General features: G+C 48.8%; 20 protein-coding genes. 13 read left to right on the plus strand and 7 right to left on the minus strand.

The annotated features are described in order from the left end of the window. Positions 1 to 83 precede the first annotated feature (83 nt). The gene (locus tag OYT88_RS12720; RefSeq protein ID WP_274400513.1) at positions 84 to 209 is read right to left on the minus strand and encodes a hypothetical protein; all 126 of its coding nucleotides are present in this window, start codon (positions 207 to 209) and stop codon (positions 84 to 86) included. A gap of 121 nt (positions 210 to 330) precedes the next feature. Between OYT88_RS12720 and OYT88_RS12725 the strand changes: the two genes are divergently transcribed. Beyond that, the gene (locus tag OYT88_RS12725) at positions 331 to 1,203 is read left to right on the plus strand and encodes an FTR1 family iron permease (RefSeq protein ID WP_274400515.1); all 873 of its coding nucleotides are present in this window, start codon (positions 331 to 333) and stop codon (positions 1,201 to 1,203) included. A gap of 1,000 nt (positions 1,204 to 2,203) precedes the next feature. Here the strand turns inward: OYT88_RS12725 and OYT88_RS12730 are convergent. After that, the gene (locus tag OYT88_RS12730) at positions 2,204 to 3,187 is read right to left on the minus strand and encodes a quinone oxidoreductase family protein (protein WP_274400516.1); all 984 of its coding nucleotides are present in this window, start codon (positions 3,185 to 3,187) and stop codon (positions 2,204 to 2,206) included. A 262-nt stretch (positions 3,188 to 3,449) separates the two neighbouring features. Here OYT88_RS12730 and OYT88_RS12735 point away from each other — a divergent pair, with 262 nt between their 5' ends. Further along, complete coding sequence (locus OYT88_RS12735) at positions 3,450 to 4,694, plus strand: MFS transporter (RefSeq protein WP_274400517.1); 1,245 nt, start codon at positions 3,450 to 3,452, stop codon at positions 4,692 to 4,694. 63 nt (positions 4,695 to 4,757) lie between these two features. Here the strand turns inward: OYT88_RS12735 and OYT88_RS12740 are convergent, their stop codons facing one another. After that, positions 4,758 to 5,324: a DUF2238 domain-containing protein gene (locus OYT88_RS12740; protein ID WP_274400519.1), complete on the minus strand. Its 567-nt coding sequence runs from the start codon at positions 5,322 to 5,324 to the stop codon at positions 4,758 to 4,760. 64 nt (positions 5,325 to 5,388) lie between these two features. On the opposite strand from OYT88_RS12740, the gene OYT88_RS12745 reads away from it, so the two are divergent. After that, on the plus strand, positions 5,389 to 5,610 hold the full coding sequence (locus OYT88_RS12745; RefSeq protein WP_274400520.1) for a hypothetical protein: 222 nt from the start codon (positions 5,389 to 5,391) through the stop codon (positions 5,608 to 5,610). 851 nt (positions 5,611 to 6,461) lie between these two features. Beyond that, on the plus strand, positions 6,462 to 8,852 hold the full coding sequence (locus tag OYT88_RS12750) for a glycoside hydrolase family 31 protein (protein ID WP_274400521.1): 2,391 nt from the start codon (positions 6,462 to 6,464) through the stop codon (positions 8,850 to 8,852). A gap of 600 nt (positions 8,853 to 9,452) precedes the next feature. On the opposite strand, the gene pflA is transcribed toward OYT88_RS12750, so the two are convergent. Together pflA and pflB are read right to left on the minus strand one after the other, a co-directional pair. After that, the gene (gene pflA / locus OYT88_RS12755) at positions 9,453 to 10,214 is read right to left on the minus strand and encodes a pyruvate formate-lyase-activating protein (RefSeq protein ID WP_274400523.1); all 762 of its coding nucleotides are present in this window, start codon (positions 10,212 to 10,214) and stop codon (positions 9,453 to 9,455) included. A 48-nt stretch (positions 10,215 to 10,262) separates the two neighbouring features. Further along, on the minus strand, positions 10,263 to 12,512 hold the full coding sequence (pflB, locus tag OYT88_RS12760) for a formate C-acetyltransferase (protein ID WP_274400524.1): 2,250 nt from the start codon (positions 12,510 to 12,512) through the stop codon (positions 10,263 to 10,265). A 251-nt stretch (positions 12,513 to 12,763) separates the two neighbouring features. Between pflB and OYT88_RS12765 the strand changes: the two genes are divergently transcribed. Both OYT88_RS12765 and OYT88_RS12770 read left to right on the plus strand, forming a co-directional pair. Continuing rightward, positions 12,764 to 13,078 carry a TFIIB-type zinc ribbon-containing protein gene (locus OYT88_RS12765; RefSeq protein WP_274400525.1) on the plus strand — a complete coding sequence of 105 codons (315 nt, stop codon included), beginning with the start codon at positions 12,764 to 12,766 and terminating at the stop codon, positions 13,076 to 13,078. A 483-nt stretch (positions 13,079 to 13,561) separates the two neighbouring features. After that, positions 13,562 to 14,269 carry a type 1 glutamine amidotransferase gene (locus tag OYT88_RS12770; RefSeq protein WP_274400526.1) on the plus strand — a complete coding sequence of 236 codons (708 nt, stop codon included), beginning with the start codon at positions 13,562 to 13,564 and terminating at the stop codon, positions 14,267 to 14,269. 13 nt (positions 14,270 to 14,282) lie between these two features. On the opposite strand, the gene OYT88_RS12775 is transcribed toward OYT88_RS12770, so the two are convergent. Together OYT88_RS12775 and OYT88_RS12780 are read right to left on the minus strand one after the other, a co-directional pair. Next, positions 14,283 to 15,107, minus strand: coding sequence for a Cof-type HAD-IIB family hydrolase (locus OYT88_RS12775; RefSeq protein ID WP_274400528.1), 825 nt, complete (start codon positions 15,105 to 15,107; stop codon positions 14,283 to 14,285). 50 nt (positions 15,108 to 15,157) lie between these two features. Then, entirely contained in the window at positions 15,158 to 15,913 is a 756-nt protein-coding gene (locus OYT88_RS12780) for a DeoR/GlpR family DNA-binding transcription regulator (protein ID WP_274400530.1), read from the minus strand. A 236-nt stretch (positions 15,914 to 16,149) separates the two neighbouring features. On the opposite strand from OYT88_RS12780, the gene OYT88_RS12785 reads away from it, so the two are divergent. The 7 genes from OYT88_RS12785 (at position 16,150) to OYT88_RS12815 (ending at position 23,427) form a co-directional block, all read left to right on the plus strand. Continuing rightward, a complete protein-coding gene (locus OYT88_RS12785; RefSeq protein ID WP_274400532.1) occupies positions 16,150 to 18,990 on the plus strand; it encodes a sigma-54-dependent transcriptional regulator in 2,841 nt (946 codons plus the stop codon). A 259-nt stretch (positions 18,991 to 19,249) separates the two neighbouring features. Continuing rightward, complete coding sequence (locus OYT88_RS12790; RefSeq protein ID WP_274400534.1) at positions 19,250 to 19,678, plus strand: PTS sugar transporter subunit IIA; 429 nt, start codon at positions 19,250 to 19,252, stop codon at positions 19,676 to 19,678. Beyond that, positions 19,679 to 20,170 (plus strand): mannose/fructose/sorbose PTS transporter subunit IIB, encoded by a 492-nt coding sequence (locus OYT88_RS12795; protein WP_274400537.1) that lies wholly within the window; start codon positions 19,679 to 19,681, stop codon positions 20,168 to 20,170. It begins immediately after the preceding gene. A gap of 78 nt (positions 20,171 to 20,248) precedes the next feature. Then, entirely contained in the window at positions 20,249 to 21,043 is a 795-nt protein-coding gene (locus OYT88_RS12800) for a PTS mannose/fructose/sorbose transporter subunit IIC (RefSeq protein WP_274400682.1), read from the plus strand. Positions 21,044 to 21,058: 15 nt separating this feature from the next. Beyond that, positions 21,059 to 21,922, plus strand: a complete 864-nt coding sequence (locus tag OYT88_RS12805; RefSeq protein ID WP_274400538.1) for a PTS mannose transporter subunit IID — start codon at positions 21,059 to 21,061, stop codon at positions 21,920 to 21,922. Between the two features lie 170 nt (positions 21,923 to 22,092). Further along, positions 22,093 to 22,551: a DUF986 family protein gene (locus OYT88_RS12810; protein WP_274400540.1), complete on the plus strand. Its 459-nt coding sequence runs from the start codon at positions 22,093 to 22,095 to the stop codon at positions 22,549 to 22,551. A 327-nt stretch (positions 22,552 to 22,878) separates the two neighbouring features. Next, positions 22,879 to 23,427, plus strand: coding sequence for a beta-class carbonic anhydrase (locus tag OYT88_RS12815; protein ID WP_274400542.1), 549 nt, complete (start codon positions 22,879 to 22,881; stop codon positions 23,425 to 23,427). Positions 23,428 to 23,562: the final 135 nt, after the last annotated feature.

A 23,562-nucleotide genomic window follows, 5' to 3' on the forward strand; every position in this document is an offset into this window, starting at 1 on the left:
TAGATGCGAATAAAAAATGAACGGTCGTTGATTGCAAGTAAATGGCGAACCCGCCTCAGTAAACGAAAATCAACAAATATGAATCATTGAACAAATTCCGGCTTTCGACCGATCATGACCGTTCCGGCAATCAGCCGATGCTTCAGTGTGATGACAAAGTTAATTCCCGTTTCATATCGGAAAAGATAGGTTCTGAATGAATATTCCATTTTGCAGCGATCTTTGCGAATGGCAAAAAAGAAATGTTTAAATCAAAAGAGAAGAATTTTTTCATTTTTTTCTTGTACGAACCGGGCTCACATGCTAAAATATTTGTGAAAACAATTGATAATGATTATCAATTTCGAATATGAAGGGACGATCCTTATGTACGCCGCTTTTCTTGTTGCTCTAAGGGAAGGTCTTGAAATATCACTCATCGCCGGTATCATTTTTGCCTATCTAAGTAAAATCGGCGAGAAAGAGAAAAAACCGTATATCTGGGCCGGCCTTTTTTTAGCAGCACTTGTATCCATTGGTTTTGCAGTGATCATTTATCGCTTTAACGGCCCCGGTGAATGGGCGTATCAGGCCTATCTTGAAGCGACGATTTTTTTCCTGGCTGTAACGATACTGACTTACATGACTTTCTGGATGAAGAAGAACGGTTCGTCGCTGAACGCCGGCATCAAAGATAAAATCAATAACGCACTGCACGGCGGAAACGTGTTTCAGCTCGTCTTTCTGGCGTTTATCACCGTCATCCGCGAAGGCGCCGAATTTGTGATGTTTATTCTTGCCATCCTTAACGGCCGGTCTGCAAATCCGCTGCCCATCGTATCGGGTACGGCCATCGGGCTTGTCCTCGCCGTTTTGATCGGTTACGGTATCTACAGCGGTACTTATCGAATGAATCTGTCTTATTTCTTTCAAATAATGGGCTCCCTGCTGATTGTCGTTGCAGCGGGGTTGCTTGGGAGTGCCGTCGCCGCGTTAACAGAGACCGGTATATTGCCGGTGACCGGCTACATATATAATTTAAGCGGCGTTCTGAATCAGCATGATGCGATCGGCGCGGTGCTCAATGCCCTGGTGGGCTACTCCGACCATCCGACCTATCTGCAGGGCGCGACGTGGTTCATTTATCTGGTTGTTGTCATGATCCTGTTTACGAGAAATAAGAGCGTGCAGACGGGAAAAATAAACGCGTCGTCCGGCAAGTAATCATGGTTGAACAGAATAAAGTAAAATGGGTATTCCCCCAACTCATATATCTAGTTGGGCCGCGGCGTGAAAGCGCCGTCGATTCTTCCGAAAAACGAGCGGCTGGCACGAGCGGCAGTCTATAGCTCCAAATGTTTATGCGGACAACGGTTTATTCCGCTGAAAAGGAGGATATCCGGCACGGACAGGCATTAACCTGGCGGAAACACCTGATCTTTTTCTTTGGCCTGCCGCGTACCCATGTAAATCGTGGTGAAAATCGCCGGGAAACGTCGGCGTATCAGTAAACAGACCGGGATCAATAAGTGTGAATAATCGAAGCACCAAGATTGTACCCGATTGATTTAACCAACCGTGGCAGACAGTTTATCGGTTGTTACTTTCGGTTTAAACTCTTAACGGAGCGATACTCCGCCGGAACAGGGCGAATCGAGCCCATTTTAGGGCGATAGTTCGCTGTTTTAGGGCGATTCATTCCTTTTTTCAGGGCGATAAACTCTTAATGGAGCGATACTTCGCCGGAACAGAGCGAATCGAGCCCATTTCAGGGCGATAGTTCGCTGTTTTAGGGCGATTCATCCTTTTTTCAGGGCGATTAGTTCTTAACGGAGCGATACTCCGCCGGAACAGGGCGAATCGAGCCCATTTCAGGGCGATAGTTCGCTGTTTTAGGGCGATTCATTCCTTTTTCAGGGCGATTAGCAATTTTTTTGGAGAGAATTCTCGGACCGATGTTGGCCGGCGGCCGGGCTGTATGGATTGGATTTCAGCCCATTATCGACCGTGGCAGGCATTAGAGTTATCGGCTGTTACGTCTTGATTATCGACCGTGACAATAAGTTTATCGACCCTTGCAGAAGTTTATGGATCGTGAAGACGTTCTCGCCTTTCAAGAGATGGTTTCAGGAAGAGTCGATCATCAATTGACGGCACAGCAGAAAAATGAACTAAGGGGATACTCATATAAAATAAAAGGAGACGGCCTAACGGCCGCCTCCTTTTACTTCGCCACATCCAGAACGATTTTTCCTGTACTTTTGCGGCTCTCCATCCATTCATGAGCTTTTGCCGCGTCTTCCAGAGGATAATGTCTCCCGACTTTCATTTTCAGGCGTCCCTCTTTTAAATAACGGAAAATGTCGGCGGAAGCATTGCTCAGAAGATCCGGCCGGTTCCTGATTGTTGTTCCGAGACTGAAACCGAGAACGGCACGGCAGCTTGAATGCAGATCCGTTGTCTTGAAATGTCCCGTTCCTCCTGCTGCACTGCCGAAATTGACAAGTCTTCCGTACATGGCGAGGCAGGTAAGACTTTTTTCGGCGACATCACCGGAAATCGAATCAAGAATGACGTCAGCACCTTTTCCGTCAGTCAATTCTTTGACTTTTGCTGCAAAGTCTTCAGTCTGATAATTAATGACATGGTCCGCGCCTGCTTCCAGAGCAGCGTCGCGCTTCCGATCATTTCCAACCGTGCCGATCACTTGTTTTGCGCCCATGATCCGGGCAAGCTGGACGGCCGTTGTGCCGATTCCGCCCGCCGCAGCGTGGATCAGCACCGTCTCGCCGGGAGCAAGGCGCGCCACGTCGGCAAGCAGCTTATACGAGGTGAAGGAGACGGTCGGACAGGCCGCGGCTGTCTCAAAATCAACGTTATCCGGAATCGGGAAAGTCAGATTTTCATCGGAAACCGTATATTCCGAATAAGAGCCGTTTTTAAGAAGCGCAATGACCCGCTGGCCGGGCTTAAGACGGTGCACATCAGACCCGACCTTTTCAATGATGCCGGCTGCGTCCAGGCCGGGAATAAAAGGCGGCTTGCCGCCCGAGTGATAGCGGCCCTGCCGTGACATAATGTCGGCAAAATTGACGCTGGTTGCGATAATGCGGATCAGCACTTGCCTTGCATCTATAGAAGGGATGTCCGTTTCGGCTACTTTTAAGACGGACGGACCGCCAAAATCTGAGACAACGACTGTCTTCATTCTCTGTTCCTCCCGATTTTGAATTCTGTGTCGGATATCATGATAACATCCGTATTCATTATAACGGCGGGGTCCGGATGTTGCACTCAATGTGCATGAAAGAGGCAGTGGGATTTTTTACCCGGATCAATGATAAGTTATTGTAAATAATCGATCATTTTCAGACAAAACAGCCGTGCGTTCTATAGAATAGACGATAGAAGCTGAAAGATTACCTTCCAGTATTCCTGCACTTAACCAAAAAGGGAACGGAGCGTGTCCGATGAAAAAATGGTCCCGGGAGGAAACTAGCTGGATATTTTATGACTGGGCAACCACGGTCTTTTCTGTTGTCATGATGACGGCGCTGCTCCCGATCTATTTCAAATCCGCAGCGGCGGAAGCAGGCATGAGCGGGCCTGAGTCGACCGCTATATGGGGCTATGTCAATTCTTTTGCCACGCTGATCATTGCCCTCCTTGCCCCGATTTTGGGGACGATTGCCGACTTCAGGGGATATAAAAAACGTTTTTTTACAGTTTTTTTCTTTCTCGGCGTTCTGTTCACCGCTCTTCTCGCCCTGATCCCGGCGTCACAGTGGACGGCGGTACTCGTCTTCTATTTTATTGCCTTAATCGGATCTGCCGGGGCGAATGTTTTTTACAATGCCTTTCTTGTCGATGTCACGTCAAATGGACGGATGCATCAAGTATCTGCCAGGGGATTCGCGCTCGGTTATATCGGCGGCTCCATCCCCTTCATTTTTTGCATAGCGCTTGTCATGCTTGCCCAGAACGGCCGAATTCCGATGACTGTCGGAGCGGCGAGCAGACTGTCGTTTGCGGTGACGGCACTTTGGTGGGGGCTGTTCACCATTCCTTTTTTAAAAAACGTCCGGCAGCGCTATTTTATTGAGCGCGTGTCGAGACCGGTCACAGCGAGTTTCCGGCGCCTGTTTCATACTATTCAATCGGTAAAAAGCTATCCTGCCGTTTTCCTTTTCCTATTGGCCTACTTTTTCTATATTGACGGTGTCGGCACTGTCATCACAATGTCCACTTCATTCGGGACCGATCTCGGAATCGGAGCGGCTCAGCTTTTGTTGATTCTGCTTGTGACTCAATGGGTGGCCGCCCCGTTTGCCGTGCTCTACGGCCGTCTTTCTGAGCGGTTGGGTGCCAAAAAAATGCTTTACGCCGGCATCGCCGTCTACATCGTCGTATGCGCCTATGCCTATTTCATGAAGACAGCTCTTGATTTCTGGATACTGGCCATGCTCGTCGCCACGTCGCAGGGCGGCATTCAGGCGATCAGCCGCTCCTATTTTGCGAGGCTGGTCCCTAAGGAGTCGGCCAATGAATTCTTTGGTTTTTACAGCATCTTCGGCAAATTTTCAACGGTCCTGGGTCCTCTTCTGCTCGCTGCGGCGACTCAGCTGTCGGGGCGGACGAATGTCGGTGTGCTCAGTGTGACCATTCTCTTTATTATTGGCGCTCTGATCCTGAGAAAAGTGCCGGACCATGAATGAGCGTGCGATCACGGTCCGGGCTCCGGGCCATTTTTCATAGTCTGACAGATTGCCGATGCCCGCTTAATTTCTTTTTGCCCGGATTCTGATCCACAGAGCGATCACGAGTGCGCCGGCCACATCTGCTATTAGATCGGTCATCGTATCTGTATTGTCGATCTGCATGGTTGTACCGAACAGCTGGTCGATGCTGAATTCATAGATTTCCCAAAAGGGCCCGCCAAGCGCTGAGAATGACAGGATGAAGAGAAAAAGGAACCACGGGGAGATCCTTTGTCCCGCATCCCGGCGGCCGACAAACATCCTGTAAAGAGCAATGGCTGCAAAAGCAAGAACGACACCGCTCAGTCCATGCACCAGCTTATCCCATCCGTGAATTCGGTAAAAGCCTAGAACCGATCCGAGAAACTGAGATCCGAACAAAAAGATGAGATAGGTGATGGCGAGCGGCAGATCGGGCATGAAACGTTTAAAAACAGTCAGCAGGGCAGGAACGGCCCCGCACAGCATGCCGGCCAGTCCGATCGATCCGAAAAAAGCGTTTCCGGAGACGAAATTGAAGACGGCCACCAGAGCCATTAAAATAATGTAAAAAGTGCTGAATAAAATAACATAGCGGCGATTTGTCATCGCTTACACCTGTTTCCGTTATAATAGAATAAAATGATTATCCCGGCGACAATCGATAAAATGAGTGAAGATCGAAAAACTGCGCTTAATGACCGAAAAAGCGTTGGCGACGACCGATAAACCGAACGTTATGACCGAAAAACTGCGTCTAGCGACCGATAAAATCCCGGCGACAATCGATAAAATGAGTGAAGACCGAAAAACTGCGCTTAATGACCGAAAAAGCGTCGGCAACGACCGAAAAAGCGGACGTTATGACCGAAAAACCGTGCCTAACGACCGATAAAATCCTGCCGACAATCGATAAAATGAGTGAAGACCGAAAAACTGCGCTTAATGACCGAAAAAGCGTCGGCAACGACCGAAAAAGCGGACGTTATGACCGAAAAACCGTGCCTAGCGACCGATAAAATCCTGCCGGCGACCGATAAAATGAGTGAAGATCGAAAAACTACGCCTAACGACCGCGACAACCGGTAAAATGAGTGAAGACCGAAAAACTGCGCTTAATGACCGAAAAACCGTCGGCGGCGACCGAAAAAGCGGACGTTATGACCGAAAAACTGTGCTTAACGACCGATAACTGCGGACTGTGTGCATAAGCAAATAGGGGCAGAAAAATATCAAATATTTCAAAATTTATCATCCGCCTATGGAAATCGATCGCCTGCCTTCAAATTATATCGTTTTTCGGGAAAGAATATCCATATTTATTAGAGATGTCACCGATTCATGCTGCGGTTCGGCCGGATTTAAACTGAAGGGATACTCTCTGGAAATACTTATCATGAAAATCATGCGGCTGGGCAGAAAAAAATTTTTGAGGCTTTGCGGCTGATCTTTTTCTATCCGTCCGCAGTCCGTCGTCTGTTCTGTGCCGGGGGACCGTTGTTAATGCTTGATGACAATGCTAAGCTAATCTTTAGCTGAATATTATGAAAAAGTATCGGTTCTTTGTCCTGGCAGGTTCTTACGATGATTGATACTGCCGAAGCCCTTCGCGAGTGAAGCATTTTTACGTAAGCGGTTTAATTCTTTGAGGGGCATTGACCCGTCACTGCCGGCCGGATTAAGAAAAAGATAAAACGGATGTCCGACTGTCTGTTCAATATTCTATCGGAAAAGCGAGGAGATTATATGTTCGGCCTGATAAAACATTTTAAACAGCAGGACAATAAAATCATGATTGAATTTGAACAAAACAGCGTTCTGGCTGAAGTGATCACACCTTCGATTATTCATTTTTTCGCGCCTTTATCGGCGAAACAGGGCATTTCCAGGGCTGTGGAGAACCTCAGGGCTGCGCCGGGCAGCCTTTCCGTCAGACATGAGCATCGAAAAATTGTTGTCAGGACTGAAAAGTTAGTCGTGAATATCTACGATGAGTTTAAGGTTGATATTTTCAACGCCGACGGAACCGTTTTATGCGAAGATTACAGGGGCGGCGATCAGCCGTTCGCAAGGAGGGGATCCGGGGAAGGGCTGGATCTTGCGGCTGAAGAAGGGCACAAGTTCGCGGCCGAGAAACAGCGGCTGAAAATAAAAGTGCTTAAAAAGATGGAGAAAGCGATGTACTTCTATGGACTGGGAGATAAAACCGGCCATCTGAATAAAAAAGGCACCCATTACAAAATGTGGAATACGGATGATGCAAGCCCTCATGTTGAGAGTTTCGAGGCAATGTACAAATCGATTCCTTTATTTATTGCGCTCAAAGAGAAACAGGCCTTCGGCATTTTTTTCGACAATACGTATGAATCTGTCTTCGATATGGGCAAAGAGAACAGCGGCTACTATTCATTCGGCGCCGTCGACGGCAATCTGGATTATTATTTCATCTACGGGCCGTCGGTCGGGGAAGTTGTCGGCGGCTATACTTATCTGACCGGAACAACGCCGCTGCCGCCGCTCTGGGCACTCGGATACCAGCAGTGCCGGTGGGCGTACACACCGGAGAAAAGGCTGCGCGAAATTGCCGGCCTTTTCAGAGAAAAGGATATTCCGTGCGACGTTCTCTACCTCGATATTGACTATATGGACGGCTATCGGGCCTTTACCTGGGATAAAGCGAAGTTTGCCGATCCGAAAAAAACGCTGGCCGATCTCAGAAGCAGAGGCTTTAAAGTCGTTACGATTATCGATCCCGGGATCAAGAAGGACAAGGGTTATACCATTTACGATCAGGGAATCAGAAACGGCTATTTTGCCACGGACAAGGACGGCATTCCCTACGTCAATCGGGTTTGGCCGGGAGACGCGCTCTATCCCGATTTTGCAAATGAAAAGGTCCGGGCATGGTGGGCGGACAATCAGAAAATCATGACAGACACCGGCGTTGCGGGCATTTGGAATGATATGAATGAACCGGCAAGCTTCAACGGGCCTCTTCCCGGCGATGTCGTTTTCAATGATAACGGCGTGCCTGCCGATCATAGAGAAATTCATAATGTCTACGGACACTACATGTCGAAAGCGACTTATGAAGGTATAAAAAAGGCAACCGGCAAACGGCCGTTTGTTGTTACACGGGCATGCTACGCCGGGACACAGAAATATTCGACCGTCTGGACCGGCGACAATCAAAGCATATGGGAGCACCTGAGAATGTCGCTGCCGATGCTGATGAATCTCGGATTAAGCGGCATGGCTTTCTGCGGCGCCGATGTCGGCGGATTCGGATTCGACTGCACGGCGGAACTGCTCACACGCTGGATTCAGGTCGGCTGCTTCACGCCCCTTTTCCGCAATCATTCCGGCATATTCACCAGGGATCAGGAGCCCTGGGCATTCGATGAAGAATCGGCGAGCATTAACCGTAAATATATCAAACTGCGCTATCGGCTGCTTCCGTATTTCTATGATATTTTCCATCGCGAGGAAGAAAACGGCCTGCCGCTGATCCGTCCGCTGCTGCTGCACTATCAGGACGATCCGAAAACTTATGAGATCAATGATCAGTTCCTCTGCGGTGAAAATATCCTGGTCGCTCCGATAGTGGAACAGGGCGCAAAGGCGCGGATCGTTTATTTGCCCGCGGGCAGCGGCTGGGTCGACTACTGGACGAAAGAAGAGTTCAAGGGAGGCCGGTATGTCATCAAAGAGACGCCCCTTGACGTATGTCCGGTTTATATAAAAACGGGAAGCATCATCCCGAATTATCCGGTTCAACATTATGTCGGTGAGATAGAGATTGAGGAGCTGGCTCTGGACATCTATCTTCCGGACGGCGGCGCGGACAGTTATTATGAACATTATCAGGACGACGGCGAGACATTCGCGTATCGTCAAGGCGCCTATAATCTCTATCAAATTACCGTTCGAAAGGACGGAACGGGAAAGACGGTAAAAATTGCTTTAAATAAAAAACATTCAGGTTACAACAAGGCTTACCGATCTTTTAAATTCATTCTCAATAATATCAGGCCGTCCGAAGTGGCCGCAGACGGGAAGCCTGTTGCGTTCGAAAGAGTAGAAAACGGCGTTCAGTTCCGCGTTGCCCGGGCGGCGGAGATCGTTGTCAAATGCTAAGCAGAAAGGGGATAACGAATACAGGAAACCGATTTTAGCGCCGGTCTTTTTGCATCGGCAGCTTATCGGATGTCGCGGACATTCCATCGATCATTGCTGAGATTTATCGGTCATTAGGCACGTTTTATCGGTCGCCGGGATTTTATCGGTCATGACGTCCGGTTTATCGGTCATTAGGCGCAGCTTATCGGTCATCGCCGGGGGGGTTATCGGATGTCGCGGACATTCCATCGATCGTTGCTGAGATTTCTCGGTCGTTAAAAGCGGCTTATCGGTCATTAGGTACGGTTTATCGGTCATGAGTCCGGTTCATCGGTCATTAGGCGCAGCTTATCGACCATCGCCGGGGGGGTATCGGTCGCCATTGATTTTATCAGTCTTCAGCAGGTACACCCGGTTTATCAACCGCGGCAGGACGTTTATTGACTGCTGCAGAAGTTTATGGATCGTGGAAACGCTTTCCACCTTTCATAGATGGTTTCAGGAGGCGCCGGCCATCAATTGACGGCACAGCAGGACAATGAGCTAAAGGAATACTCGTAAAATTTTACCGGCTGAAAAAAATAAAACATCCTGCCTGTAGCGGCAGGATGTTCTGCTTCATTCGGGAATAGCAACAAGACCTTCCTCAAGATTCCGCCGAAACAACTGATAGGCCCTCTTCAGTTCCTGGTCGGAGGGAGGCTGGACTTCTTTTAATTCATAATTGAGTCCGAGTGCCTCCCATTTATAGATACCCATCTTATGGTAGGGCAGAATTTCGACACGCTCGACGTTATCGAGTGTGCTGATGAATTTGCCGAGCCGGTCGAGGTCGTCCTCGGAATCGGTCACTCCGGGGACGAGGACATGGCGGATCCAGACCGGAATGTTCTTGTCTGCCAGAAGCCGGGCGAAAGCGAGGATGTTTTTATTCGGCAGGCCGGTCAGCCATTTGTGCTTGTCGGAATCGATTTCTTTCAGATCCAGCAGAATAAGATCCGTGTAGTTCGCCAATTGATCAAAAGCTCTGTGGAAAAAAGGCGCATCGACATAACAGCCTCCCGATGTGTCAATTGCTGTATGGATGCCGATTGCTTTGCACGCTTTGAACAGCTCCGTAAGAAACGGCATCTGCAGCAGCGGCTCTCCGCCGCTGACCGTTATGCCTCCGCCGGACGACCGAATAAACGGAAGGTAATCTTTTAATTCGCCGACAATCTGTTCAACGCTGATCGATTTTCCGCTGCCGATTTCCCGGGTATCGACATTATGGCAGTATTTGCAGCGCAGGGGGCAGCCCTGCAGAAACACCACGAAGCGAATGCCGGGTCCGTCAACCGTGCCGAAAGATTCAATCGAATGGATATTGCCCGCAACCATGTTATCCCTCCTCCCGGCTCATCATCTTCATTGGCCGGATACAGCCGCTCATATCGATTCATGGAATGTGCGGTGCACGACTTCAAGCTGCTGTTCACGAGTAAGTTTAATAAAGTTAACGGCATAACCGGACACACGGATGGTCAGCTGCGGATACTTTTCAGGGTGATCCATGGCATCAAGCAGCGTTTCGCGGTTAAACACGTTGATATTAATGTGATGACCCCCTTTCTCGGCATAGCCGTCAAGCATGGCTATTAAGTTTGCAACTCTCGTTTCTTTTCCTTTTCCGAGTGCCTGAGGCACGATCGAAAATGTGTTTGAAATGCCGTCCAGTGCATAGCGGTACGGGAGCTTGGCGACAGAAGTCAGCGAGGCAAGCGCTCCTTTTGTGTCGCGTCCGTGCATCGGATTGGCGCCCGGAGCAAAAGGTTCGCCCTTTTTGCGGCTGTCCGGCGTGTTTCCCGTTTTCTTTCCGTAAACGACATTGGACGTGATCGTCAGAACCGACAGAGTCGGTACCGACTCGCGATAGGTTTCGGTCTTTTTCAGCTTCGTCATGAACCGTTTCACCAGATCAACGGCAATAGAGTCGACACGATCGTCGTTGTTGCCGTATTTCGGGAAATCGCCCTCCGTATTAAAATCTACGGCCAGGCCGTTTTCGTCGCGAACAACATGAACCTTCGCGTACTTGATCGCGCTCAGGGAATCCGCGGCGACGCTCAGTCCCGCGATACCCGTCGCCATCGTACGCAGGATATGCGTGTCATGAAGCGCCATCTCGCTGCGTTCGTAGCAGTATCTATCGTGCATGTAATGAATCACATTGAGCGTGTTGATATAAAGATCGGCAAGCCAATCCATCATCCGGTCGAATTTAGCCATCACATCGTCATAATCCAGCACGTCGTCTGTCACCGGGGCGTAAGGAGGCGCAACCTGAACCTTCTGAATTTCATCGACACCGCCGTTGATCGCATAAAGCAGCGTCTTGGCCAGATTTGCCCGGGCGCCGAAGAATTGCATCTGTTTGCCGATGCGCATCGCCGACACGCAGCAGGCAATGCCGTAGTCGTCGCCGTATTCGACACGCATCAGATCGTCGTTCTCATATTGAATCGCACTTGTTTTGATCGAAATCCTGGCGCAGTATTTCTTGAATGCTTCGGGCAGCTGTTTGGACCAGAGAACGGTCAGGTTCGGTTCCGGCGCGGGCCCGAGATTTTCAAGAGTATGCAGGAAACGGAATGAATTCCTGGTCACCAGCGAACGGCCGTCGACAGCCATGCCCCCCAGTGATTCTGTTACCCATGTCGGGTCGCCGCTAAACAATTCATTATAGTCCGGTGTGCGGGCGAATTTCACAAGACGAAGTTTCATGACAAAGTGGTCGACCAGTTCCTGGACTTCCGATTCTGTCAAAAGATGTTTGGCCAGATCTCTCTCAATATAGATGTCAAGGAATGTCGAGGTACGGCCAAGGCTCATAGCGGCCCCGTTCTGTTCTTTTACCGAAGCGAGATATCCGAAATACAGCCACTGAAAAGCTTCTCTCGCATTCTTTGCCGGTTTGGAAATATCGAAGCCGTAATCAGCCGCCATCGTTTTCATATCCCTCAGCGCACGGATCTGTTCCGTCAGTTCTTCTCTGAGCCGAATGACGTCCTCCGTCATTTTGCTGCCTGTATTCTTTTTATCGATTTTCTTCTGTTCAATAAGGTAATCGACTCCGTAAAGTGCGACGCGGCGGTAGTCGCCGATGATCCTTCCGCGTCCGTACGCGTCGGGGAGGCCGGTGATAATACCGACGTGACGGGCCAGTTTCATTTCATCCGTATAGGCGTCGAACACACCCTGATTATGCGTTTTTCGGTAATCGGTAAAAATTTTTTCCATTTCGTCGCTGACCTTATAACCGTATGATTCGCAGGCCAGCTTTGCCACGCGGATGCCGCCGAAAGGCATCAGCGCACGTTTGAACGGCTGATCGGTCTGGACGCCGACTATCTTTTCAATGTCTTTATTCAAATAACCGGGTTTGTGCGATGTCATCGTGGATACGACTTCAGTATCCAGATCCAGCACGCCGCCTTTTTTTCTTTCTTCTTCGGACAGCTGCATCACTTGTTTCCAAAGCCGTTCCGTATTTGGGGTCGGCCCTGCGAGAAAGGATTCGTCACCGTCATAGGAGGTCAGATTTTTCATGATAAAATCACGGACGTCTATTTCTCTTTTCCAGTTCCCGTCGACAAATCCGTCCCACGCTGCGCTATTTCTCTCCATTACGGCTTCCATGGTTTTTCATCCTCCTTCGTGTAGAGTAAATGTATCTACTCTCCCATCATTATAGCTCAATATTAGAAAACGCTTTCATTCCATCTGTGACAATTTGTTCACAATAGTTGAACCCGGCTTTTTCAGAAGTATCTTAAGCGTTTTCCGGAAATGGGGCGCATCCATCACCGGCATTTGGTCTAAATCATCACCGCTAAAAAAAATTTGTTATAATAAAATAAGGGGAATTATACAGAAGGGGAGCGATGAAGATGAATTGTCCGGCATGCGAAGATGTGCGAATGAAAGAAATGGAGCGGGACGGCGTGATCATCGATATCTGCCCGAGCTGCAAGGGAGTCTGGCTGGACCGCGGAGAGCTGGAAAAAATTACGGAGCGAGTAAGAGAAATCCGACAGCCGTTTAATCAATGGTACGAACAAGACGACAGGGAATATGAAGATTGGCACGACCGCAGACATGACGATCACGAGCATCATGATCGGGACGATGACAGACATTCGGAGTATCCCCGGAAGAAAAAGAAGAAATCCGTACTGGATATGCTGGGGGACATGTTTGATTGAATGATTCTTTGATAAATGCTTTGACAATATAAAATCCGTCCGGATTCTCTTCGAACGGATTTTTTTGTATAAAGTAAGAAAATGAGCGGATTTTTTTATCGGCGGGCGATTCAGGCGTTGCGATTGCCCGGCATCGGGACGCCGTTCCCCCCTGTCCTAAACGGCAACCGCTGCCCGACGTTGATGATCAATCTTTTTTTGTTCCGTCCGTGATGATACGGAATTTTTCCGGTGCACGATCGTGCGGCCAGCTTCCGCAGCAGAGCTGATGGCGTCCCGGGCAAGTTAAAGAGATTGTTTTTATTAACCTGTCTGTTCGCTTTTAATAGCGTATTTTTTTGAGAAAAGCCCGGCAGACGCACGGCCTTATTCGTTGATCCTATATAATGATAGTACATGCTCTTTGTGCCGGAAACGGCGCATTCGAGAATTTATCGGCAGATCCGAGGGTATAAAACAGAATGAAAGGAAGTTGTCCGCAAAATGCATATTCATTACTTTCAGCATGTTCCGTTTGAGTCGCCCGGGAACATTGCCGTCTGGGCGGCAGAAAGGCATTATTCGTTCATCGGGACGCATTTTTTTGAATCGCATAAGCTTCCGGATGCAGAAAATATCGATTTGCTGGTGATTATGGGCGGGCCGATGAATATTTATGAGGAAGAAAAGTATCCCTGGCTCCGCAAAGAGAAAAAATTTATCCGGGACGTTCTGGAGCGCGGGCTGCCGGTTCTCGGTATTTGCCTGGGTGCCCAGCTGCTTGCCGATTGTCTTGGCGGGAAAATTTATCCGGGGGAAGAAAAAGAGATCGGCTGGTTTCCGGTCTTTTTCCCGGAAAACAGGAAGGGCCCGTTTCGGCTTTTCCCCGGCACACTGGATGTGTTCCACTGGCACGGCGATACCTTCACGCTCCCTGAAGGCGCGGTGCGGACGGCTTCCAGCGCTGCCTGCAGAAATCAGGCCTTTATCTACGGCGATCGCGCCGCCGGCCTGCAGTTCCACATCGAAATGAACGAGGAAACTATCAGCCGTCTGATCGCTCAGTCTCAAGATGAGCCGGAAGGCGGGCGTTTTATTCAGAAGAAGCGGGAGATGACCGGCCGGCCGGATAAAATTGAAAGAAATAAGACACTGTTATTCCGCTTCCTCGATGAATTTTTAAAGGGAGCATCGGCCGGCGGACCGCAATAGCAATAAGTGCCGGTTAGATTAAACCGTATGCTTCGAGTGCGGCCGGAATGCCGTCCTCGTCATTGGACAGCGTCGTCGCATCGGCGCCTGCTTTGACTTGATCCGGGGCATTGCCCATTGCGATGCCGGCGCCGGCAAAACGCAGCAGGTCCAGATCGTTGAAGTTGTCGCCGAACGCCATGGTTTCTTCCCTTTTAACATGGCAGGATTCCATCAGCAGAGCCGCGGCTGCCGACTTGCCGGCTCTTTTCGCAATGATCTCCAGATAAGAAGGTTTCGATTTATAGAACGAAGCACTAATCCCGTTTTCCGTCAGCACCGTTTCAAGAGAATCGATGGCCGCGGGAGGTCCCATGCACAGGACTTTGTTGATTGCGGGGAAATCTTTATTCATGCCGTCGTCCGCAAAATGCAAAAGATGGGTCCGGGTACCTGTGATCGCCTGTTCCTGTGTAATCCAGGCATTATCCGGTTCCGGAACAAACCATTTATCCGGGCTGTAGGCGGACACGCTGATAGCGGGGAAATGCTTATGGACCAAGTCATAAATAGAAAAGATTATATTCGGCTCGATGGGCCTGCTGAGCATCACATTTCTCAGACCGTCCGATTTTTCGCAACCGAGAATCAGCGCTCCGCCGTAACAAATGATCGGATCGGAAATGGCAAGTTCATGCTGCAGAGGAAGTATTCCGTCCGGCATGCGCGCGGAAACTAAAATAAAAGGGATGCCCTTTTGTGACAAATCATGAACAGACCGGCGTGTTTTTTTGCTGATTTGATGGCTGGAGTTGAGCAGTGTTCCGTCGATGTCGCTGAAGACAAGTTTAATAGACATTTTATCTCCTTCGAATATTTATTTTGGGCGCTTTTAGACAGCGTTTCCGGCTATTTCGCAATCATGAGTTCCGTCCCGTACAGCGATAAAGTATGCATGAAGGGTGCGGGCGGTCTTTCGCTGGTGATCAGTGTATCGACGTTTTCCCAGCCGAGTCCTTTAAAACGGCTCACTTTTGTGAATTTCTTGCTGTCGGCAAGGACGATGGTCCGGTCGGACCGGGCAGCGGCTGTTCCTTTTATAAAAGCGTCATCTTTATCGTGATAGTAAAAACCGTCTTCCGCTATCGCCGCCGCGCCGAGAAAGGAACAGTCAAAGCGGATCCGCTCAAGCTGACGGGCACTTTCGCTATCAAACAGATAACGATTTGTCTTGTTGAGCGCCCCGCCAAAGAGAAAGACGGTCGATCGGGCCCGATCGGACAATATTTCGGCAATATCCAGGGAGTGGGTGTATACGGCGGTTTCTATGTCGAGCTGTCTTGCCATCGCTGACACGGTGGTCGATGTATCAAAGAAATAGTGGCCCTTCTCGTGAATGAACGAAAGAGCCGTTGATCCAATCCGTGTCTTCTCGTCGGAAAAAGTTTGAAGTCTTTCCCGGTATGCCAATACTGTGTTTTGTAAATCGGGCAAGGCAATGCCGCCGTGCGTCCGGATTGCCGCGCCCTGCTCGGTCAGTTTGACAATGTCTCTCCTGGCTGTGTCGCGCGAAATATGAAGGTGGGCGCATATCTCGTTTACGGACATACTTTGATGGGTTTTCAAATAATCGAGAATACTGACCAGACGTTCTTCTTGATACACAGCATTCATCTCCCTGCTAAGCAATTGTAATTCATAATGCCTTTTTTATCAAGCGATTTTAAGCATTTATTTTAAAACATTACGCTTATATAAGTATTTTGGCTGTTCTGTTTCACAATTGATACACTAAAAGTGTCTTATGTTAAAATAACAGTGAAATCATTTCAGCCCGTATAGTCTAAATGATTCGGAAACGGTGTTTTCAGAAATAAATTTTTCACTGCGGAGGAATCAAAATGAAAAGAATCGACCGCATTTATCAACAACTGGAGGAAAAGTGCGATACTTTGACGAAAGATCAGCTGCTGGACCGTGAGGGTTTTTCGGCAAATGAGCTCGCGGACGATCTGGAAATGCTGAGAAACAACGTCAGCCTTGAACTGAACAATCTTGTTCGGCTGGGAAAGGTCATTAAAATAAAAAAACGCCCCGTATTGTATATTCCCCGGGACACGGTAAAGAAAAATTACGGCTATATCATCGACAATACCATTCTGGACATTCCATCATTGAAGGAACTCTACCAGGCCAAAGAGAAGGCGGACATTGACAAGGATGAAGATCCGTTCAGCCTGCTGATTGGTTCGGAAGGGAGTCTGAAGAAACTGACAAGCCAGGCCAAGGCGGCTGTTGTTTATCCTCCGCGCGGCCTGCATACGCTGATCCTCGGACCGACCGGTTCAGGAAAGACATTGTTTGCCCATATGATGCACAATTACGCTATCTATATGAAGAGAATGGATAAGGACTCTCCCTTTATTGTGTTTAACTGTGCGGACTACTATAACAATCCGCAGCTTCTGATTTCACAAATTTTCGGCCATGCCAAGGGCGCTTTTACAGGAGCGGAAAACGATAAACAGGGTCTGGTGGAGAAAGCGGACGGCGGCATTCTGTTTCTCGATGAGGTCCATCGCCTTCCGCCCGAAGGACAGGAAATGATCTTCTATTTTATGGATACGGGGCGCTACAACAGGCTGGGCGAGACAGAGAAAAGAAGACAGGCCCAGGTTCTGATTATTGCAGCGACTACCGAAGATCCGTCTTCCTCGTTTCTGCAGACGTTCCTGCGGCGGATCCCGATTACGATCACAATGCCGTCGTTTCATGAACGGCAGACGAGAGAAAAAGTGGATCTGACCAAATATCTGCTGTCGAAGGAAGCAAAGCGGATTCATAAAAACATTAAAGTGAATGAAGACGTGATCAAGGCGCTGATCGGCAGTGTCACTTTCGGCAATGTCGGACAGCTGAAATCAAATATTCAATTTGTCTGCGCGCAGGGATTCCTTGACAGTATGGACAGTCCGTATGTGAATCTGTATGTCAAAATGCTGCCCGAAGAGATGAAAGAAGGACTCAGCCTCATTTCGAGAAATGCCAGGGAAAACGAGGAAATATCGAATTACGTAGGCAAGGTGACGGTAATTACAGACGAGGGAACGAAGGAACTGGTTGATGACGATGTTTACGAACTTCCTTTTGACATGTACAAAATCATTGAGGATAAGGCGAGCCTGCTTAAGCAGGAGAATGTGGATCCGGCCGAAATCAATCGTTTTGTAGCGACGGATATCAAACTGCACATCAAAAGTTTTTACCAGCAGGTCACCAAACGCCCCAACATGAAATTGTCCAAACTGGTGGACGGGCGTGTAATCGATCTGGCGGAAGAATTGCGGTCGCTGGCCGAGAGTATGCTGAACAAAACCTTTAATGATAAATTTCTTTATTTCATCAGTCTTCATATCGACGGTTTTCTCAAGAGAAAAAACAGGCTGAGTGCGGGTGCGCCGACTTCGTATGAAAGGCTGGTTGATGAGAACGAGCCTGAATACCAGGTCGCTTTGAAAATGAAGGAGATGATTGAAGAAAAACTGAGAGTCAGACTGCCGAAGGTTGAAGTAATGTACCTGGCAATCCTGCTGGTTTCTGCCAATGAACTGAATCAGAAAGGGAAAGTCGGCATTGTGGTTGCGGCTCATGGAAATAGTACGGCGACGTCGATCGTCAATGTAACGAAGGAGCTGCTCGGCGATTATAATATTCAGGCTGTCGATATGCCTCTTGACGTCAGCTTTAAGGTCGTTCTCGATGAAATTGTATCGGTAGTCAGGAAGGTGGATCGCGGGGAAGGGGTATTGATGCTGGTCGATATGGGATCGCTTTATTACTTTGAAGAAAAAATCGGCGAAAAATCCGGTATTGAAGTGAAGGCCGTCGATATGGTATCGACGCCGATGGTTCTCGATGCCGTGCGCAAAGCCAATTTTCTGGACATGGACCTGAAATCGATCATTGCCTCTCTGAGAAACCCGCAGAACTCCGTGGAAGAGGAAATCATTCAGGTGTCCAAAAATCGCGGAAAACCGAAAGCGATACTGACCATCTGCTCCAGCGGCCAGGGAACGGCGAAAAAAATGGAAGAACTGCTTAGAACCTTTATCAGCGACATTACCGATGAGGAGATCCACATCATTCCGATATCTGTCATCGGAATGAATCAAACCGTACAGGAGCTGGAAAAGAAATATACGATCATCGCTTCGATCGGGGTCAGAAAGCCAAAGGTCAACGCTCCTTTCATCTCACTGGAACACTTCATCGAGGGAGAAGGCCAGCTGACAATTGAGCAGGCCATCAGGAACAAGCACATTCAAATTAAAAACGGCAAAAGCGGGCAATCCGACAAGATCGTCCGCGGGTTGTGCGAAGACAGCTTAAAAATGATGCTGACCTATCTGAATCCCTATCGGGCCATTTCAACCTTGCTGCACTTCTGCGATAACCTGCAGAAAGAATGGGATGTTCATTTTAAAAATACGACCACGCTCCGGGTAGTGGTCCACAGTGCCTTTGCTATGGAACGCGCGGTCAGGGGCGAGGTCCTGCATTACAGTAATCCGGTCACGGATGAAAAAAGGGCGGTACTTGCCAGGGTCAGAAACGCTTCGCAGGTCATCGAAAAGGAAATGAATATCCAGCTGCCCGAGGATGAACTTTTCTATCTTGTTGATCTGCTTCAGGATGAGTTTCCGGACCGGCTGCAAAAAGCAAAAAGCGTCGAAGCCGACTGAGCGCTGCCGGATAGAAGTGTATTAAATGGGTGTTTAAATGTCTGAAGTGTATTATTTTTGCGGTATAGATTATGTTGAAACGGTTTCAATAAATATAGTGTATTAAAATAAAAGAATATGCTCTTAATCATCCTCTTTTCGGCCTATGAAAAGAGGATTTTTACTTATTTTAAATAACCGGGGATTTTAATACATAAATTGGCACAGAAATTGCATACTAGAAAAGTGCTGGATAATGTGATGGCAAGGGGGGGAGAAGATGGTCGCACTGATTGTTGCTACTCATGGCGCATTTTCAAGAGAAATCGTTAAATCTGCAGAAATGATCTTCGGCAAGCAGGATAATCTGGCGACGGTTGAATTTACATCCAATGAAGGGCCGGATGACCTCAGAAAAAAATATGATCAGGCTCTTCAGAACTTGGATACAAGCGACGGTGTGCTTTTTCTGGTCGATTTATTCGGAGGAAGCCCCTTTAACGCCGCGTCGAATCTTGTGGCCGATAAAGAAAATATGGACGTTATGACCGGTGTGAATCTGCCTATGTTGATTGAATGCTTTGCACAACGCAATACTCTGGGTCTAAAGCGGCTGGTCGATACCATCGGAAAAACGGCGGTTGAAGGTGTGAAGTCACTGAGAAAGACACTTGAGGAAACATCAGAAGATTCAGGGGAGGAATTTTAAATGATCATTAGATTGGCTAGAATCGATTCACGATTGATCCACGGCCAGGTGGCAACCGTGTGGACGAAGGAAACCGGTGCGAAACGATTGATTGTTGTCAGCGACGGAGTGGCAGGGGATAAAGTCCGGAGCACTCTTCTGAAGCAGGTGGCTCCTCCGGGGGTCACGGCACATGTCGTCAGTGTTGATAAAGCCGTTAGGGTTTACAACAATCCGAAATACGCAAAGGATCCGGTTCTGCTCCTGTTTGAGAACCCGACGGATGTTCTCCGTGTGATTGAAGAGGGCGTGGACATTCAGTCAATCAATATTGGCAGCATCGCTTTTGCAGAGGGCAAGACGATGATTACAAATGCCGTAGCGGTCGGCAAAGACGATATCGAAGCGTTTAACAGCCTTCACGGCCGCGGGATTGAACTTGAAATTCGCAAGGTTCCTTCGGATAGAAAGGAAGATATCATGCCCTTGCTGAAAAAACTGGAGAACAAATAAACACATGCTTTTCTTAAAGATGGGTTTAATGAAATTCATATAACCAATTCGAATTTTTAGGGGGGAAAGAAGATGACCATATCTTTAATTCAGATCATCTTGGTCTTTATCGTTTCGTGTATTTCGGGGATGGGATCGATCCTTGATGAATTCCAGACCCACAGACCACTGATCGCCTGCACGCTGATCGGCCTTGTGCTCGGCAACGTGACAACGGGTATTATTGTCGGTGGTACGTTGGAAATGATCGCTCTCGGCTGGATGAACATCGGCGCAGCAGTCGCTCCTGATGCCGCCCTTGCCTCGATCATTTCAACGATTCTGGTTATAGCAGGCCATCAAAGCGTCGGTGCCGGCATTGCCCTAGCGATTCCGCTGGCGGCTGCAGGACAGGTGCTGACGATTGTTGTCCGTACGCTTACCGTCGGGTTCCAGCACGGGGCCGACCGGGCGTGTGAGACCGGCAATCTGAGAGCGATGGACTGGTGGCATATGTCGGCCTTGCTGCTGCAGGCGATGCGTATCGCTATTCCCGCACTGCTCGTCGTCATTACGGTCGGAACTTCGTCCGTACAGCATATGCTGACCGCAATTCCGCAAGTTATTACCGGCGGCCTGAATGTCGCAGGCGGCATGCTGGTCGTTGTCGGATATGCGATGGTTGTTAACATGATGCGTGCGGGCTATTTAATGCCACTCTTCTTCCTTGGTTTTGTTGTCGCTGCGTTTACGAATTTCAACCTCGTTGCCCTTGGCGTTATCGGCCTGGTACTTGCCATTGTCTATATCCAGCTGAATCCGAAATACAACAAACAGGTGGCAACGGCTGGCGGACCGGCAGAATCATCCGATAATGACGATGAATTGGATTAAAGGAGGGAAAAGAAAATGAGTAATGAAACAGCCGCAGTAGCAGCAGATAAGAATGAAAAAAAGCTGACTAAAAAAGATTTGTTCTGGGTATTCGTCAGATCGAATTTACTTCAAGGTTCATGGAATTTCGAAAGAATGCAGGCTCTTGGATTCGCTTTCTCGATGACTCCGGCGATCCGCAGACTCTATCCGGCAGGCAGCGAGGAACGGAAACAGGCAATGAAACGGCATAATGAATTCTTCAACACGACTCCGGCGATGGCTGCGCCGATCACCGGCGTTGCTCTGGCTCTTGAGGAAGAGAAAGCGAACGGCAAGCCGGTTGAAGATGCCGCGATCAACGGCATTAAAGTCGGCCTGATGGGGCCGCTGGCCGGCGTCGGCGACCCGATCTGGTGGGGCACATTGCGTCCGATCTTTGCGGCATTAGGTGCCGGCATCGCGATGCAGGGCAATATTCTCGGGCCGATTCTCTTCTTCGTCCTTTGGAACGTTGTTCGTCTCTGGTTCAGATGGTGGGGCGTTTCATACGGTTATCGGAAAGGTGTCGATGTTGTTCAGGACATGAGCGGCGGACTTCTGCAGAAGGTAACCGAAGGCGCTTCAATACTCGGTTTGTTCGTCATGGGCGCACTGGTCAATAAGTGGACGAAAGTCGATATTCCGGTGGTTATTTCCAAAGTCAAAAACCCGACAGGCGGAGGCTACACGACGACAACCGTTCAAAGTGTACTGGATTCGCTGATGCCCGGGCTGGTACCTTTGCTTCTGACATTCATCTGCATGTGGCTGCTCAGAAAAAAGGTCAATCCTCTGGTCATTATCCTTGGATTCTTCGTTCTCGGCATTTTGGGGTACTGGATAGGCTTGTTCAAATAAAATGTATTCTGAATCCCGGAGAGCCGGCCGTTTTTGCCGGCTCTCCTGTTTTTTTAGTATGGCCGGGATATTGGCTCTTTGCCTGAAACGCCATAGGGTATAAAATAACTATGATCGCTCCCATGCCGCTGGAAATATGCGGCACTACGAGAAAATCGGAGGCCTGTGATATGCATATTACCGATATTATTCTGTTATTAATTATTATTGCCTATGGAGGCTATCTTCTGACGGACGGTCTGATTCTCCCGCTTTTCTGGGGAAAGACCCTTCTGGCGGTCAGGATGAGAAAAAGAAATTATGTCGATCAGCTGATTCTTGCCGGCCTTGTCGTCATTATTTACATTGCGAGCAAGGTGCGCGGAGACAGCGGCGGATTAACCGGCCTGCTGCTCATCTGTCTTGCACTGATCCTGCTGTACGGCGTACTCATTTATGCCCCGAAAGCCAGGTTCAAGGAAAACGGTTTTTATTACGGCCTGTCGTACACTGCATACGATCAGATTAAGAATATAAAGCTCTCGGAAGACGGGGTGCTGGTTATTGATAACGGACACCGCAGGATCCTGCTGTATGCACGGAAAATGGAAGACCTTGAGAAAATTCTTCATGTACTTCAGGAACATTAGCTGACAGGGAGCGGCCCGCTGTTTCGGTTCTTTTCTCCGCAGGAGGGCTTCGCGCCCCTTTTTATTTTCAGTCGGGCGGATCTGAATATTCGGATGGGTTCCTATGCCCCGTTCAGACGGAATGACGCCGAACGGATCGGGCCGCAGCGGTTCATATGCCGATGTCTGCACGGCTGCTTTTGGTTGCTGCCGATTTTTTGCGGCTGCCGCTTTTATTCTGCCGTTTCGCCCGTTTCTATAAGCGGGACGGAGCAATAAGCTGGATGAAACCTTTATATTTCCTTATGATAGTTGGGGATGCATGATGACCGACGGGGGAAAATAAAAATGGAGCAGTTAAAAGAAATTTTGAAGTATAATGAAAAATTTGTCAAAGAAAGGGCTTACGCTCCCTATCAGGCGGGAAGCCGCCCGGTAAAAAAGATGACCCTGGTGGCCTGTATGGATTGCCGCCTGATTGAACTGCTTCCGAAAGCGTTAAATATTAAAAACGGCGACGCTATTATAATTAAAAGTGCCGGGGGCATGGTGGAGCGCCCATACGGCAGCGTCATGAAAAGCATTCTTGTTTCTCTGTACGAGCTGGGATCTGAAGCGGTTTACGTGATCGGCCACAGCGGATGCGGCATGCACGGCCTCGAAGCGGATAAAATGATCCGTGACATGAAGAATCGCGGAATCGGAGAAGAAACTTTTGCTGGCCTTGAAAACGACGGCATTGACGTGAAGGAATGGCTGTGCGGCTTTCAATCGGTTGAAGCACAGGTCAGGAAAAGCGTGTCGATCGTGAAGAATCATCCGCTGCTTCCGAAAGGAACGCCTGTTTACGGCCTGGTTATTGATCCGAAAACCGGCGAATTAAAACCGGCCGGTTAAAGCTGACCGTATCCTTTTTTCTTAATCCGCCTGCCGTCGGCCAAGCCTCTTTTCAGTGCTATGTCCGCTAACAATTTCCAATCGCTGATCGGAATATAGAATCTGAAAGCAGCGCACAATAGGCTTACAAGGGAG

The sequence above is a fragment of the Sporolactobacillus sp. CQH2019 genome, assembly GCF_028765345.1.
Classification (GTDB): Bacteria; Bacillota; Bacilli; order Bacillales; family Sporolactobacillaceae; genus Sporolactobacillus.